The 15,575-nt window shown below is 68.4% G+C and carries 13 protein-coding genes and 1 tRNA gene; 8 read left to right on the forward strand and 6 right to left on the reverse strand.

Annotated features, from left to right (window positions below; translation table 11 throughout):
- Window positions 1–2 precede the first annotated feature (2 nt).
- From ACZ7M7_RS27680 to ACZ7M7_RS27690, 3 genes are all read right to left on the reverse strand, one after another.
- On the reverse strand, window positions 3–587 hold the full coding sequence (locus ACZ7M7_RS27680) for a nucleotide exchange factor GrpE (RefSeq protein WP_472121229.1): 585 nt from the start codon (window positions 585–587) through the stop codon (window positions 3–5).
- Between the two features lie 10 nt (window positions 588–597).
- A complete protein-coding gene (gene dnaK / locus ACZ7M7_RS27685; RefSeq protein WP_472121232.1) occupies window positions 598–2,514 on the reverse strand; it encodes a molecular chaperone DnaK in 1,917 nt (638 codons plus the stop codon).
- Between the two features lie 66 nt (window positions 2,515–2,580).
- Complete coding sequence (locus ACZ7M7_RS27690; protein ID WP_472121235.1) at window positions 2,581–3,108, reverse strand: YflT domain-containing protein; 528 nt, start codon at window positions 3,106–3,108, stop codon at window positions 2,581–2,583.
- Between the two features lie 305 nt (window positions 3,109–3,413).
- Here ACZ7M7_RS27690 and ACZ7M7_RS27695 point away from each other — a divergent pair, with 305 nt between their 5' ends.
- Window positions 3,414–5,111 carry a PucR family transcriptional regulator gene (locus ACZ7M7_RS27695; RefSeq protein WP_472121712.1) on the forward strand — a complete coding sequence of 566 codons (1,698 nt, stop codon included), beginning with the start codon at window positions 3,414–3,416 and terminating at the stop codon, window positions 5,109–5,111.
- A 278-nt stretch (window positions 5,112–5,389) separates the two neighbouring features.
- Here ACZ7M7_RS27695 and ACZ7M7_RS27700 read toward each other — a convergent pair whose 3' ends face one another.
- The gene (locus ACZ7M7_RS27700; RefSeq protein ID WP_472121239.1) at window positions 5,390–6,508 is read right to left on the reverse strand and encodes an acetate/propionate family kinase; all 1,119 of its coding nucleotides are present in this window, start codon (window positions 6,506–6,508) and stop codon (window positions 5,390–5,392) included.
- A gap of 168 nt (window positions 6,509–6,676) precedes the next feature.
- Here ACZ7M7_RS27700 and ACZ7M7_RS27705 point away from each other — a divergent pair, with 168 nt between their 5' ends.
- The gene (locus ACZ7M7_RS27705) at window positions 6,677–7,042 is read left to right on the forward strand and encodes a phosphoketolase family protein (protein ID WP_472121715.1); all 366 of its coding nucleotides are present in this window, start codon (window positions 6,677–6,679) and stop codon (window positions 7,040–7,042) included.
- A gap of 773 nt (window positions 7,043–7,815) precedes the next feature.
- A complete protein-coding gene (locus tag ACZ7M7_RS27710; RefSeq protein ID WP_380849930.1) occupies window positions 7,816–8,271 on the forward strand; it encodes a hypothetical protein in 456 nt (151 codons plus the stop codon).
- A gap of 260 nt (window positions 8,272–8,531) precedes the next feature.
- Here ACZ7M7_RS27710 and ACZ7M7_RS27715 read toward each other — a convergent pair whose 3' ends face one another.
- Entirely contained in the window at window positions 8,532–8,828 is a 297-nt protein-coding gene (locus ACZ7M7_RS27715; protein ID WP_380849927.1) for a helix-turn-helix domain-containing protein, read from the reverse strand.
- A gap of 189 nt (window positions 8,829–9,017) precedes the next feature.
- Between ACZ7M7_RS27715 and ACZ7M7_RS27720 the strand changes: the two genes are divergently transcribed.
- Both ACZ7M7_RS27720 and ACZ7M7_RS27725 read left to right on the forward strand, forming a co-directional pair.
- On the forward strand, window positions 9,018–9,863 hold the full coding sequence (locus ACZ7M7_RS27720) for a hypothetical protein (protein ID WP_472121248.1): 846 nt from the start codon (window positions 9,018–9,020) through the stop codon (window positions 9,861–9,863).
- Entirely contained in the window at window positions 9,860–11,653 is a 1,794-nt protein-coding gene (locus ACZ7M7_RS27725) for a hypothetical protein (protein ID WP_472121251.1), read from the forward strand. Before ACZ7M7_RS27720 ends, ACZ7M7_RS27725 begins: the two co-directional genes overlap by 4 nt.
- Before the next feature lie 187 nt (window positions 11,654–11,840).
- On the opposite strand, the gene ACZ7M7_RS27730 is transcribed toward ACZ7M7_RS27725, so the two are convergent.
- A tRNA-Leu gene (locus ACZ7M7_RS27730) sits at window positions 11,841–11,924 on the reverse strand.
- Window positions 11,925–12,464: 540 nt separating this feature from the next.
- On the opposite strand from ACZ7M7_RS27730, the gene ACZ7M7_RS27735 reads away from it, so the two are divergent.
- The 3 genes from ACZ7M7_RS27735 (at window position 12,465) to ACZ7M7_RS27745 (ending at window position 15,549) form a co-directional block, all read left to right on the forward strand.
- On the forward strand, window positions 12,465–13,352 hold the full coding sequence (locus ACZ7M7_RS27735; RefSeq protein ID WP_383628833.1) for an FhaA domain-containing protein: 888 nt from the start codon (window positions 12,465–12,467) through the stop codon (window positions 13,350–13,352).
- Between the two features lie 10 nt (window positions 13,353–13,362).
- A complete protein-coding gene (locus tag ACZ7M7_RS27740; RefSeq protein ID WP_383608365.1) occupies window positions 13,363–13,878 on the forward strand; it encodes an FHA domain-containing protein FhaB/FipA in 516 nt (171 codons plus the stop codon).
- A gap of 90 nt (window positions 13,879–13,968) precedes the next feature.
- On the forward strand, window positions 13,969–15,549 hold the full coding sequence (locus ACZ7M7_RS27745) for a Stp1/IreP family PP2C-type Ser/Thr phosphatase (protein ID WP_383608581.1): 1,581 nt from the start codon (window positions 13,969–13,971) through the stop codon (window positions 15,547–15,549).
- Window positions 15,550–15,575 lie beyond the last annotated feature (26 nt).

Consider the following 15,575-nt stretch of genomic DNA (forward strand, 5'->3'; position numbering starts at 1 on the left):
GGTCACTCCCGTTTGGCGACGGTCACGGCGGCAGGCCGCAGCTGCCGCTCGGCCTCCCCGTAACCGGGTCGCAGCACCTGGACCACGGTGTTCGGGTCGGCGTCGGAATCCTGGACCACGCCGACCACCTCGTGCCGGGCCGGGTCGAACGACACGCCCGTCTCTGCGTGGCGCGGGTAGCCCAGCCGCTCCAGGACGTTTACGGCCTGGTCGCGCACGGCCCGGACACCTTCGACAATCGCGTGGGGGTCGGCGGTCGCGTGGCTCAGGGCAAGTTCCAGGTTGTCGATGACGGGCAGGAAGGCCGCTGCCGTACGGGCGCGTTCGGCCGCGGCCTCCCGCTCCAGCTCCCTGGCGTGGCGTTTGCGCAGGTTGTCGAGGTCGGCCAGGGTGCGGCGCCAGCGGTCCTCGGCCTCACGCAGCGCGGCCGCGTATTCGTCCTCGGGTGCGGCGGTGGCGGTTGCGGCGTCGGGCCCCGGCTCGGCCTCCTCGGCGGGCGGTCCGGACTGCTCAAGGTCCCCGCGCGGCGGCTGTACGGCGCCGTTGGGCGACGGGTCGGGCTCTCGGTCTCGGGGTGGGATGGGCATGGCGGGCACCTCAGCCCTTGTCGAACTCGGCGTCGATCACATCGTCGTCGTCCCCGGCGCCGCCCTGCGCGGCCTCGCCGGGACCGGATCCGTCCGGTGAGCCGGTGCCCGCCGGACCGCCCGCGGCGGCTCCCGCCTGGTGGGCTGCGAGCCCCGCGAAGATCTGCTGGAGTTCGGACGTCAGCGGCCGGACCTTGTCCGCGTCGGCCTCGTTCTTGACCGCCTCGCGGGCTTCGGTCACCAGCATCTCGGCGCGGGCCTTCTCGTGTGTGGGCGCGGCGTCGCCGAGCTCGCCGAGGCGCTTTTCGACCTGGTAGGCGATGGCGTCCAGTTCGTTGCGGGCGTCGACTGCCTCGCGCAGTGCCTGGTCCTCACCGCGGTTGCGCTCGGCCTCCTGGACCATCCGCTCGACCTCGGTGCGGTCGAGGTTGGAGCTCTCGCTGATGGTGATGCCCTGTTCCTTGCCGGTGTCCTTGTCCCGCGCGGTGACGTTGAGGATGCCGTTGGCGTCGATGTCGAAGATGACCTCGATCTGCGGCTCTCCGCGCGGTGCGGGGCGGATGTCGGTGAGCTGGAAGCGACCCAGGACCCGGTTGTCGGCGGCCCTCTCACGCTCGCCCTGCAGGACGACGACGTCGACGGCGGGCTGGTTGTCCTCGGCGGTGGAGAAGGTCTCGGAGCGTCGCACCGGGATGGTGGTGTTCCGCTCGATGATCTTCGTCATCACGCCGCCGCGCGTTTCCACGCCCAGCGACAACGGGGTGACGTCGAGCAGCAGGACGTCCTTGACCTCGCCCTTGAGGACCCCGGCCTGGATCGCGGCGCCCATCGCCACGACCTCGTCGGGGTTGACGCTCATGTTGGGTTCCTTGCCGCCGGTCAGCCTGCGCACCAGGGCCTGGACGGCGGGGATGCGGGTGGAGCCGCCTACGAGGATGACCTCGTCGATGTCGCTGTCACTGACCTTGGCGTCGTCCATGGCCTGCCGCACCGGGCCCAGGCAGCGCTCCACCAGGTCGCCGGTGATCTGCTCGAACGTGGACCGCATGATCGTCGTGGTCAGATGCTTGGGCCCGGAGGCGTCGGCCGTGATGAACGGCAGGCTGACCTGCGTCTGGGTCACCGAGCTGAGCTCGGTTTTGGCCTTCTCGGCGGCCTCGAACAGGCGTTGCAGGGCCTGTGGGTCCTGGCGCAGGTCGATGCCGTTCTCCTTCTGGAAGCCGTCGGCGAGCTGGTCGACCAGCCGGCGGTCGAAGTCGTCGCCGCCCAGATGGCTGTCGCCCGCCGTGGACCGCACTTCCACCACGCCGTCGCCGACGTCGAGGATGCTGACGTCGAAGGTGCCGCCGCCCAGGTCGAAGACGAGCACCGTCTCGTGCTGCTTCTTGTCCATGCCGTAGGCGAGGGCGGCCGCAGTCGGCTCGTTGATGATCCGCAGCACTTCCAGGCCGGCGATCCGTCCGGCGTCCTTGGTGGCGGTGCGCTGGGCGTCGTTGAAGTAGGCGGGCACCGTGATGACCGCCTCCGTGACCCGTTCTCCCAGCTGCTTGGAGGCGTCGTCGGCGAGCTTGCGCAGCACCTGCGCGCTGATCTCCTCAGGCGCGTAGAGCTTGTCGCGCACCTTGAAGCGGGCGGCGCCGCCGTCTCCCTCGACCACGTCGTACGCGACGGCCTTGGCCTCATCGGAGATCTCGTCGAAGTGCCGGCCGATGAACCGCTTGGCCGAGTAGATGGTGCCCTTGGGGTTGAGAATCGACTGGCGGCGGGCCAGCTGGCCCACCAGGCGCTCGCCGGTGTCGGTGAAGGCCACCACGGACGGCGTCGTGCGGTTGCCCTCGCTGTTGGGAACGACCGCCGACTCGCCGCCCTCCCAGACTGCGATCACCGAGTTCGTGGTGCCCAGGTCGATGCCTACTGCCTTGGCCATGAGGAACTCCTTCCGCGACGGGCGGCCCCGTTCGCCTCGGAGTCACGCCCGGTCTTCCGCACTCGCTCAGGTGACGGCGGGACCGCTCCGCGGGCGGCTGCTCTTCCAAGCGCCGCTGCTTGTAGTGGTGCCGGTCCAGCTGGGCAGCTCGGCCAGCATCTGCACCGCCTCGTCGGCGACCGCTTCATCCGCGACGACGTCGTACCGGCTGGGCTGCATGAAGCTCACCGAGGCGAAGTCCCGGCGGCCACGCTGGGCCGCGTGCACCAGCAGGCCGAAGAGAGCGCCGACGAGTGCTCCGAAAACCAGCCCGTACAAGGCGAGGAGCAGTCCCGACACGACCGGGTCCAGCCAGTTCAGCAGCCCGAAGATCCACCCGATCAGTGCGCCGGGCAGGGCGCCGCTCGCCGCGCCCTGCAGCGCGGCCCCGCCGTATCCCATGCGGCCGGTCACCTGCTCGACCAGGCGCACGTCCTGCCCGATGATGGCCACCCTCTCGACGGGAAAACCGTGATCGGACAGATGATCGACGGCGCGTTCCGCCTCCTGGTAGGCCGTGTACGAGGCGATGGTCCTGCGGGCCTGCTCGTTCATCAGCCAGTCCTTCCTGCCACGACCACCGGTGCGCCCGGTGATCCCTGACAAGCCCCAGAGTTGCAAGGGAGCAGCGCGCTTCGCCTGCGCCCGGCAGGTCAGAAATCGACGCGGTCGGTCGGTCCACGAGAACAAGGCCAAATCCTGACAAGCCGGTTGACCGTGCCTAGGTTGGGTACGCGGGGCTCGCACCGGCGTGGATCCCAAAACTCACTCGATCACCTCCGATGACCGGAGGAGAACGGAGTGACACCATGGCCTCCCATCCGTCACGGAGGCATTCCCCTTACGTCTCCGACCAGAAGATGACCCGCCACCCGAGCACCGAACGGTACGACCCCCGTCCGCTCGCGGCGCTGGATCCACACGGGCTGCTGATGCTGTCCCACACCCTGCTCACCTGCGCGGAGCAGAGCGAGATCGTGCGGTTGGCCATGCGCCACGTCAGTGCCCTTGGTCCCTACCACGCCGAGGCCGGATACCTCGCGACGGACGACGGTTTGTCCCGCGTCCCCGACCACGACGTGGGAGCGCCAACGGTCGACGATACGAGGATGAAGGAGTTGGGCGAGGCTGACGGTTCCGTATCCGTTCCAGAGCGGTCCTGGACCTGGGCGTTCGGCCTGCGCGGGGCCGGCGGTCTGCTCGGCTACCTCGTAGTCTCCTCTCACTCCGAGCCCGATGACCAGGGGCACTTCCTCCTCTCGACCCTCGTGGAGCTCACATCAGCGGCCCTGTCACTGACGGTCACGCGCGCCCCGCAGCACGACAACGCCGGCGAACGGAGCCGCCTCCGCACCGAACGGGACACCGCACTGGAGCAGCTGGACACAGTGCGCTCCGAGCTGCACCTGCAGAACACCGTGCACGAGACCCTCACCCGTGTCGCTGCCCGGGGCGGCGGCGAGGACGCCATCACCCAAGCGCTGTACGAGCTCACCGGGCTGTCGGCGCTCATCGAGGACCAGTTCGGCAACCTGAGATCCTGGGCCGGTCCCGACCGGCCCGACCCCTATCCGGTACGGTCCTCGACCTCCCAGGAAGAGATGCTGAGCCAGGTCACGCACGAAGCGGGCCCGGTCAGAGTCAAGGACCGGCTGATCGCCCTGGCCCGGCCGCGCGGCGACGTCCTCGGCGTACTCGCCATCGAGGACCCCGAGGCGACGGCCGACGAGCACACCATGTTCACCTTGGATCACGCCCAGCAGTCGCTCGCCCAGGAGCTCGTACATATGCGCGAACTCACGGAGGTTGAACTGCGGCTGCGCCGCCAGCTCATCGACGACCTGTTGGAGGGCACTGACGAGACGAGCGCCAATGCCCGGGCCGAAGCCGTCGGCCACGACCTGCAACGTACTCACTACGTGGTCGTGGTGCACTGGCAGGGCAACGCCGCGACCAGCTCCTTCATCCGTGCCGTCGAGCAAGCGACGGCCACTACGGCGACCCGGCCGCTGATCACCCGTCGCGGCGACCGGATGGTCCTGCTGACCGAAGCGAGGCCCGACGACGCCGTGTACGCGGCGCTGGCCCATGAGCTGGGGACGCCCGACGGAGCGATCGGGGTGAGCACCCGCTGCGACGCCCCGGACGGCATTCCCCGCTGTTATCAGGAGGCACTGCGGGCCCTGGAGGTGCGGCAGAACTCCCGCCAACACACCGGAACGACGTTCTTCGACGACCTCGGGCTGTACCGGATCCTGGGGCCCGGAAACGATCTCCGGGAGCTCGAAGGCTTCGTACGAGAGTGGCTCGGCCAGCTGATCGACTATGACGCAGGGCACGACACGGAGTTGGTGGAGACGCTCTCGCGCTACTTCGACTGCGGAGGCAACTACGACGATGCGGCCGCCATGCTGACCGTCCACCGCAGCACCCTGCGCTACCGGCTGCAGCGCATCCGCGAGATCACCGACCGCGACCTGGCGGATGTGGACACCCGGCTCAATCTGCAGGTGGCAACGCGCGTCTGGAAGATCATCCTGGGCGGGCAGGGGCGCTGATCGCGGAGACCCGAGGGGCCGGCGCAGCGTTTCAGCTGGCTGCCGGAGCCCGCCGACACACGCCTTGCAACGCTGCTACCCATGCACTCGCGGCCTCCCGCCGACATCGCCCTCCCGCCGACATCGCCCTGCGCACGTGGGCTGACGGGATGGGAAACGGCTTCACTGCGCGCCGAGCCCGTAGGAGCGAGCGGTAGCGGTGCGGTCCCGGCCGGTCACGACCTTCTCGCACTTCTCCTACGAACGCGACGAGGCGCGACGGAAGGCCCGCTTGCGCCTCACGGGCCGCGGAGAAGGGTTCGGGTCTCGTGGTCGATCTGCTGGGCCTCTCCGGTGGGTACGACCACGATCGGTATTACCGCCCCCCGCCCGCTGACGATCGCCGGACGGCTCGCGTCGTCAGGCGTGCGCAGTCCGCCGGTCAGGCCGAGGGCGGTGAGCCGGGTGCATACCTCTTCGCGGACCTCGGGCTGGTCTTCGCCGATCTCCCCGGTGAAGACCAAGGCGTCGAGCCGGCCGAGGGACGCGGCCATCGCAGCAATGCCGCGACGACAATGATGAGTGAAGACGTCCAGGGCAAGAGCGGCGCGCTCGTCGCCCGCTGCCCGGCTGCGGACGAGGTCGCGAGTGTCGTCGGAGGTGCCGGAGAGGCCGAGCAGACCGGAATGGTGATTCAGTACGTCCTCGATGTCCTCAGCGGACAGACGGTGCCGCGTCTGCAGCCAGGTCAGGGCGCCGGGGTCCACACTTCCGCTGCGGTGGCTCATCACCAGCCCCTCCAGCGGTGTGAAGCCCATGGTGGTGTCGACGCTGGTCCCGTTGCGCACCGCACAGGCGGAGCAGCCGCCGCCGAGGTGGGCGATCACCAGGTGCAGCTGCTCGGGGCGCTGACCTAGCAGCTCGGCCGTCCGGCCGAGTGCCCAGGCGTAGGACAGCCCGTGGAAGCCGTAGCGGCGCATCCCGTACTCCTCGCGCCAGGTGGCGGGCACCGCGTACTCGCGGGCGGCGGCGGGCAGGCCCGCGTGGAAGACGGTGTCGAAGCAGACGGCGTGCGGGACGTCGGGTAGCAAGTTCCGGGCGGCATCCAGGACAGTGAGGGCCGGCGGGACGTGCAGCGGTGCCAGGTCGGCCACATTCCCGAGGGCGGCCCGGACCTCGTCGTCGACCAGGACGTGGCTGCGCAGTCCGGGCCCGCCGTGGACGATGCGGTGACCCACGGCAGCGGGCGATGGCGTTTGAGCCAGCAGTTGCCGCAGAGCGCCGGACACATCTTCGCCGGGTGCGGAGGCGCTGTGATGTTCGGCCAGGACCTGCCCGTCGTCGCCGAACACGGTCAGCCTCAGGCTGGACGAGCCTGCGGCGGCCACCAGGACAGGGCCGATGTTTCCTGCCGACACGGTGCTCCTTCCCCGCCGTCCCGGACCGCATCGCGCGGCTGTGCCCGCAACGGCTCGGCGCGTGTGCCGAGGCAGCCGGGTACCCGCCTGACCTTGCAGGAAACGGAGGCCCACCGGATGAGCTCGGCACCCGAGGAAGGTGCGGCGTACCGGCGAGCGGCCGACTACATGGCCGCATCAGTGATCTTCCTACGCGGCAACGTGCTGCTACGGGAGCCGCTGTGGCCGGAACACATCAAGCCGAGGCAGCTCGCCCACTGGGGCCCGTGCCCGGGGATCACCATGGTGTACGCGGCGCTCAACACGCTCGTCCGTGAGCGGGACGCCGATGGGCTGTTGGTGCCCGGTCCCGGCCCACGGCGCCCCGGCCAACCACGCCAACCTCTGGCTGGAGGGCACCCACGAGGAGTACGACCCCGCGCATGTCCGGACCGGCGCAGGTCTGAGGACCAGACAGGCCCGACGTGCGTGACGTGCGCATCCTCGCAATCAGGGAATCATCGAGCCATGTCAGCCCGGGCCCTGATCGGGTGACACTCGCGGTGCGCGCAACGGACGAGGCTCCCGCGCCGTTGGAGGAGGTGTGCGGGCACAACGCAAGCCATGGGAAGTGGCGTTGCCTGTTCTTCAGGCCCCGCTGAGCTACCTGTCCTCCCCCTGTGTTCTGTACACAGGCCCCCGTCGGATGGGCTGGCCCACATATCCGCCCCATGTTGTCGGCTCACTCAGGCGGCTTGCGCAGACCGCCACCGGTAGGGCAAAGAGACATGTGCATGTGGGCCGTCACGCCCTATGCCAGCGACGACACCCCGTACAGCACTGGAACCCCAGGACACGCACGTAGCCCGGCAAACTCGATGAGTCGGCTCATTGCGGCGCAGAACAGCGCCACTTACCTGTGCGCCTTACCCCTCAGGCGTAACCAGGACCGGGTCAGGCATGCCCGAGGAAGCAGGACTCCACGATGCTCAGGCGAGGGCCTGTCCCCTCCGGGTAGGCCCAGCTACCTACAAAGACAGGGGAATACAGATACCCAGTTACCACGAAGCGCAATTCTGGGATCCGATCGAAATTACCCCTGAAACATGGGCCGGGTAATCGACCAGACGGAATAGAACAGGGAAACCATTAGAAACGCAGGCGAGAGAAACGTTCCACCAGATCAGTAGACAGCACAGGGGAAATTTTCACCCTTTTCGAGCATCTTCGAACCTGGCTGACAAGGGTAATTGATCACGTCGCCAGTTCGAGTGAAATACCCCTTGCGGAGAGGGTTGCCGATGCCCTGTCATAGATACGGTTCACCAATGGTTGAGGACCTTCCCTGGGAAGAATTTGCCGGTGACCCTGACACGCACATCGCAAAGCTCGAGGAGAAGGAGGAGGGTCTACAAAAGGACATCTATAAGGTGCGTCAGGAGCTGCGCCTGGCCCGCCAGTTGAAGAAGCACAAGGACACCGCGGACGAGTGGAGGCGCAACGGCATCCCGGATCAGCGACAGTCGTCGGCGGACGACGACGAAGACGATGACATGACAGCAGCCAACGCCCAAGGCCAGACCCGCAAGGATCGCATCCGGGAGATCATGCTTCAGGATCCAATGCGCCATTGGAAGGCAGGCTCCATGGCTCAGGCCCTGGGCGAGCCCGCCAAGGGGAAGAGCGTCCGCGTGACCATGGATGAGCTTGTGCGTGCCGGCGAACTCGTGAAGCACCCGGGTTCCAATTACCAGCACGCCTCCGGAGTCCGGACGACCTCTTAGAACAAAACTCGATCACTCAGCCTCTATCGAGCAAAAGGCGGCCGCCACCTGGAATTACTTCCGCGGTGGCGGCCTACAGCAACGAACCTCCCGAGAACCTTCCACAGTGCCGGATCAGTTCGTGCCACGCTGTATTTTACGGACGGCTCCGCGCCGCCGGTAGCGCGTTGCGAAATATGGTCCTGCCCTTCGCTCGAAGGGATGACCGCTTCGTGTTCAGCCTCGAACAGCCCTTCTTTCGACCTCAACGGCCTCGGTCGTCACACTTCCCGCCCCGGCCACAGGTCCACTTCCAGCGCCTTTTCCAGATTGGCGATGGTGAGCAGATCGGGCCAGGCCTCACCGGCCAGGGCCTTGGCAATCGTGTAACGGGCGACCCCGCTGCGCCGGGACAGCTCCGCGGCCGACCAACCTTTCTCGGCGATCGCCGCGTGGAGCCTGCCGGCCAGTGCCTGGGCGACACGCGCCCCGTGATGCTCCTCCATGACGGCCTCAGGCCACGCGCCGCTGGCGCAGTACGCGCGCGGCGGCAGTCGACGGGCATCTCCTTGGGGCATGAGGTGAAGTCTGACCCATCCGGTCCTCCCCGGTCGCGCGGGACTGCTGCCGCAGATACATGTTATTCGAATAGCACCCCACCTGCCGGGGTGCTGGTGTGGCGGCATGTGATGAGTCAGCGCATTGATTCCTATCGCCCGGCCGGCTCCCCCGCGGGGTGGAGCCGCGTCGGCGATGAAGTGCGCCGTGTGGTCCGTCTCGCCGACCCGCTCCTGCCGTACCAGGCGCGTGAACTGCTCACCTCGTTGACGCAGTTGGCGCTCTTCTGTGATGGGGAAGGCATGCCCGCAAGGGCCGAGGTGTGGCTGTCCCGCGAGGCGATCGAGCGGTTCATCGCAGTCGGCTGTCCCCAAGTGGGCGAGAGCACCCGGGGCAACTACCGCACCAGGCTCCTTCGTCTGCGCGAAGTCGTCCTGGGCGGCGAGTGCCGTACCGGTAAACCAGCCAAGCTGTCGGCCTCCGTCGCAAACGGCCCGTACAGCAGGACCGAGCTCGCGGATCTGTGGGGCTGGGCCAGTGGGCAGCCCACCGAGGAGCTTCGCTGGGGCTGCAAGACCCTCATGGCAGTCGGACTCGGCGTCGGCCTCGATTCACCGGAGGTCATCCCGCTGCGCGTCCATGACGTCCGCCGAACCTCCAGCGGTAGCGGTTCAGTCGTCGTGGCCACTCGCGGAACTCGGAAACGCGAGATCCTCTGCCGCCGCCCCTGGGAAGGCGTCCTGGCCGCCGCCGCCGACCGTCTCGACACCGCAGGCGCCGCCCAGTTCCTGTTCCGTCCGAACTGCTTCAGCCGCGGCACCAACACCGTCACCAACTTCCTTGACCGCACCAAGGCCAGCCCCGGTACCCCCCGCCTGGTCATGGGCCGCCTCAGGTCCACCTGGCTGGTCGAACTCTTCGAGACACGGCTCCCCATCAGCGTCATCGTCGCGGCTGCCGGCGTCGACACTCTCCACGGCCTCTCGCGCATTCTGCCGTTCCTGAACCCCGTCCCCGCCGAAGAAGCGGCTCGCTTGCTGCGAGGCAGCCAATGACGATCTTCCACAGGCTGCCCAGCGACCGTCACGAGCGACTGATGGCGATGCGCGCCGAGCGCAGGTACATCGACGACGCCGACGTCGAAGCAGCAATCAGGGAGGTGGACAACAGCGAACTCGTCGCGCTGCTCGAGGAGTTCGTCCACCTGCCGCGCGGGCGGCGCCGCAGCCTGCACCTCAGAAGCCTCCTCATCGGCCTCTACGTCTGCACCCAGGACACCGGCGGAAAGATCGTCCTGGAACGGGTCACCGACATCCTGTACTTCCGTATCTCCCCGCGGCTACGTGAGCTGCTGGACATCCCCGAGTACACAGACGACGACCAGGGTTTCGAAGCGGCCTACGCGGTCGTCCGCCGGCTCTTCCACGCGATGAAGGACGCGATGAACCCGTCTCCGCTCCCGCCCAACGGGCACCTCTCACGCAGAGAGGCCCACGATCTGGCCACAGCAGCAGACACCGACGACCTGGCAGAGCGCGAGCGGCGTCTGGCCCTGTTCACCGAGTTCGTGCTGGACGCCTCCCTACGCCCTCTCCACAGCCTGCTGACGGCGCTTTCGGAAGTCTCCCTGGGCGTGGACGCCACCCCCGTCCGAACGTTCTCCCGCGGCCGCCGCACGAACGGGCCGGAGCTTGCCACGGACCCCGATGCCGGCTGGTACGTACGCGAAGGCGACCACAGGGACCCTGACGCGCCAGTCTCCAACTCCATGCGCCCGTCTCCACCGCCCGCCAAGAAGCCCAAGGCTTCTCGGAACACGAAGAAGACCTCGCTCAAGAAGAAGTACCTCTTCGGCTACGACGCCCACCTCATCGTGACCCGCGACGCCGAGCACGAAGCCGTACTCCTCGACGACGGCACCCCCAACCCCGAAGTCCTCCCGGCCCTCGTCCTCGGCGTCTCCCTCGACAAACCCGGCCACCGCCCCGCGTACAACGGCCTCAAGATCCTCAACCGACTCCGGGAGCGTGGATACAAACCCGGCTACCTTGCCGGCGACCGCGCCTACAACAACTCCGAGCCCGACGAGTGGCAGCTACCCATCCGCGCCATGGGCTACAAGCCCGTCTACGACTATCGCGCGGACCAGCTAGGCAAGCAGGCCGGCGCACACGGCGCGATCCTCGTCGAGGGCCGCTGGTACTGCCCGTCCATGCCGGCCCCCCTGATCAACGCCACCATCGACTTGCACGCCGATCGCATCGACCGGGAGACCTGGGTCCGACTGATCGCAGCTCGACGCGGCTACCGCATCATGCCGAAGGAGAACGCCGACACCGATGGCTACCAGCGGATGATGTGCCCCGCCGAGGCAGGCAAGGCTCAGTGCCCCATCAAGCCGCACACTCTCGGGCGCGGTATCCACTTGCCCCTGATCGACCCGGAGCCGAGCCCGGCCGGTCCGCTCAAAGTCTGCCGCCAGCGCACTATCACCGTCAGCCCCGAAGCCGGCGCAAAGCAGTGGCAGGCCCTGGACTACGGCAGCCCGGAATGGCAGAGGGTCTACTTCCGGCTCCGCAACAGCGTCGAGGGCTACAACGGCTACGCCAAGAACCCCCTCGCCGAGGGCATCGAGTCCGCGGGCTCCCGCCGTATCCGTGGCATCGCGGCACAAACGATCCTGCTCGCCTTCCAGCTGGCCCACGCGAACCGCCGCAAGATCAAGAAATGGCTGGACACCCTGTCGCTCGGCGGCGAGCGCCCACGCCGACGTACCCACCACCGACGTCGGACCAAGGAACCGCAGAGCTGGACGCCAACCGGCCACGTCGCGCCAGCGGCATAGATCAATCCGACCCCTGCGCAGCAGCGCAACGAAGACGGGCCCCACCGTGAGATAGCTCACGCGTCGGGGCCTCTCGTGTGCCCCTGACCAGGCTGTGTGATGTCTCACAGCGATCATGAAAACGAGAAACGGGCCCCTGCGATGACTTCTGTCACCTGCAGAGACCCGTTTCGTCGGTTTCTCACGGTGCGCGAGGGGGGAGTTGAACCCCCACGCCCTTGCGGGCACTGGAACCTGAATCCAGCGCGTCTGCCTATTCCGCCACCCGCGCATTGGGTGTGTCCTCGGGCTCTTCCCTTGCGGTCCGGCGCCTTCCGACACGCAGAACATTAGCACGCCGTCCAGGGTGGATTCACATCCCTTAATCCCCAGGCAACCGCCGTTCAGCGGGCATACGGAGGCCATGCGGATGCCATGCGACGGCCGTACAGTCGCCCACCAGCACAAGTCGGGACGGCCCGCCCGGCACCGGCCGCGCGGGGGTGCCCCGCACTCCGTATCAGCGAGAACCTGTTCACGTATCAACCTCGTACCGGTACCGCGCATCTCCCCAGGAGCGGGTCGGGGTCCACAGTCAGGTGCGGGACACTGGTCTGCGGCCGCCTCTACGATCCATGGCAAGACTGTGTCCGTGAGGAGTTCGAAGGGGAGCTCCACAGGGAACTTCGAGGGCGTCGACACCCGTCGACCGGGCCGACAGGGGGAACCAGCCGATTCACCGGCGCGTGGATACGATCAGTAAGCAGTACCAGGTAAGGCAGTGCCCGCCCGGCGGGAAAAAGGACGAAGCAGGCTACGGAGGAGGTGCCCCATGGGAGTCCTGAAGAAGTTCGAGCAGCGTCTCGAAGGTCTGGTCAACGGCACCTTCGCCAAGGTGTTCAAGTCCGAGGTCCAGCCCGTGGAGATCGCGGGAGCGCTCCAGCGCGAGTGCGACAACAACGCGACCATCTGGAACCGCGACCGCACGGTCGTCCCCAATGACTTCATCGTGGAGCTCAGCACCCCGGACTACGAGCGTCTGAGCCCCTACTCCGGCCAGCTCGGCGACGAGCTCGCCGGCATGGTCCGCGACTACGCCAAGCAGCAGCGCTACACCTTCATGGGCCCGATCAAGGTCCACCTGGAGAAGGCCGACGACCTCGACACCGGCCTGTACCGCGTGCGCAGCCGTACGCTCGCCGGTTCCACCGACCAGCAGAGCGGCCAGCCGGCCCCCGCACCCGCCGCCCCGGCCGGGCGGCCCGGTGCCGGTGGCGGTGGTGGCGCCCAGGGTGGCTACGGCTACCCGCCGGCCGCCGCACCCGCCGGCGCCCCGCCCATGCCGGCCGCGCCGCCGCCCGGCGGCCGCCCCGGCGGCTACGGCTACCCGCAGCCCGCGGGCAGCCAGCGACCTCCCGCCGCGCCCGCGGCCGGTGGCCGCACCCGCTACTGGATCGAGATCAACGGCACACGCCATCAGATCTCCCGCGCGACGCTGGTGCTGGGCCGCAGCACCGACGCCGACGTGCGGATCGACGACCCCGGCGTCTCCCGCCGGCACTGTGAGATCCGGACCGGAACGCCCTCGACAGTCGCGGATCTCGGGTCCACCAACGGCATCGTGGTGGACGGGCAGCACACCACCCGCGCTACGCTCCGCGACGGCTCGCGGATCGTCGTGGGCAGCACCACCATCATTTACCGGCAAGCCGAAGGGTGAAGCGGGGGCAATGTCAGAGCTGACCCTCACGGTCATGCGGCTGGGTTTCCTGGCCGTCCTGTGGCTGTTCGTGATCGTGGCCGTGCAGGTCATCCGCAGCGACCTGTTCGGTACGCGCGTCACACAGCGCGGATCGCGTCGCGAGGCCGCACGACCGCAGCAGGCCGCACGGCAGGCGGCGACCCCGCCGCAGCAGCGCGGCCAGCAGGGCGGCGGCCGACAGCGCCGTAACGCCCCTTCCAAGCTGGTCGTGTCCGAGGGGACACTCACCGGCACCACCGTCGCGCTGCAGGGCCAGACCATCACCCTGGGCCGGGCGCACGACAGCACGATCGTGCTGGACGACGACTACGCCTCCAGCCGGCATGCCAGGATCTACCCGGACCGCGACGGCCAGTGGATCGTCGAGGACCTGGGCTCCACCAACGGCACGTACCTCGACCGAACGCGGCTCACGACCCCGACACCGATTCCGCTGGGCGCGCCGATCCGCATCGGCAAGACCGTCATCGAGCTGCGGAAGTAGTACGACAATGAGCGAGCGGAGCGAGCACGCAGTGGCGGCCCCCACCAGGGGCCCCGGCGCGCTCCCGACCGGAGGGTGGGCACCGTGCGGATGTATCCGGAGCCGACGGGCGAGGTGCGCATGAGTCTGTCACTGCGCTTCGCCGCCGGATCGCACAAAGGCATGATCCGGGAGGGCAACGAGGACTCCGGATACGCCGGTCCCCGCCTGCTCGCCATCGCCGACGGCATGGGCGGCGCCGCCGCGGGCGAGGTCGCCTCCTCCGAGGCGATCTCCACCATCGTCGCCCTCGACGACGACGTCCCCGGCTCCGACATCCTCACCTCGCTCGGTACGGCCGTACAGCGCGCCAACGACCAGCTGCGCGGGATGGTCGACGAGGATCCGCAGCTGGAGGGCATGGGCACCACGCTCACGGCCCTGCTGTGGACCGGGCAGCGGCTCGGCCTCGTCCACGTCGGCGACTCGCGCGCGTACCTGCTCCGGGACGGCGTGCTGACCCAGATCACGCAGGACCACACCTGGGTGCAGCGCCTCGTCGACGAGGGCCGCATCACCGAGGAGGAAGCGACCACGCATCCACAGCGGTCCCTCCTCATGCGCGCGCTGGGCAGCGGCGACCATGTCGAGCCCGACCTCTCCATCCGCGAAGTCCGCGCCGGCGACCGCTACTTGATCTGCTCCGACGGCCTCTCCGGCGTCGTGTCCCACCAGACCCTGGAGGACACCCTCGCCAGCTACCAGGGGCCCCAGGAGACCGTCCAGGAGCTCATCCAGCTGGCGCTGCGCGGCGGCGGCCCCGACAACATCACCGTGATCATCGCGGACGTCCTCGACCTGGACACCGGTGACACCCTGGCCGGGCAGCTGTCCGACACCCCGGTCGTGGTCGGCGCGGTCGCCGAGAACCAGCAGCACCACCTGCACGACAACGGCATCATGCAGACCCCCGCCGGCCGCGCCTCCGGGCTCGGCCGTCAGGTGCCCGGACAGGGCGGCGGGGGCGGCGAGTTCGGCCCGCCCGGCTCCGGCGACACCACCGGCTATGTCCCGGCGGGCAGCTTCGGTGAATACACCGACGACGACTTCGTCAAGCCGCGCAAGGGCCGCAAGTGGCTGAAGAGATCCTTCTACTCGGCCCTCGCGCTCGCCGTCATCGGCGGCGGCCTTTACGGCGGCTGGCGCTGGACGCAGACGCAGTACTACGTCGGCACCAACGAGGAACACGTCGCTCTGTACCGCGGGATCAGCCAGGACCTGGCCTGGGTCTCGCTCTCGAAGGTGGAGAAGGATCACCCCGAGATCGAACTCAAGTACCTGCCGCCGTACCAGCGCAAACTCGTCGAGGGGACCATCACCGAGGGCGGCCTGAAGGACGCCCAGGCGAAGATCGACGAGCTGTCGCTTCAGGCCTCCGCGTGCAAGAAGCGCTCCGATCAGCAGGCCGCCCAGAGCGAGCAGAACTCCAAGACGGGCGAGGGCGAGGCCGGAGGCACCACGGGAACCACCCGTACCTCCCTTACGTCCAAGGCCTCACCGACGCCGAATCCGTCGGCGTCCACCAAGTCCCCGCCCCCGTCCACCTCCCCGACACCGACTGCGACGCCAAACCCCGGCCCCACTCTCTCGGAGGAAGAGCAGAAGGTCGTCTCGAACTGCGGTACGCAGTAGGCAAGCCGTGAGAGGCCCCGTCACAC

This window comes from Streptomyces sp. NPDC111606 (assembly GCF_055656945.1).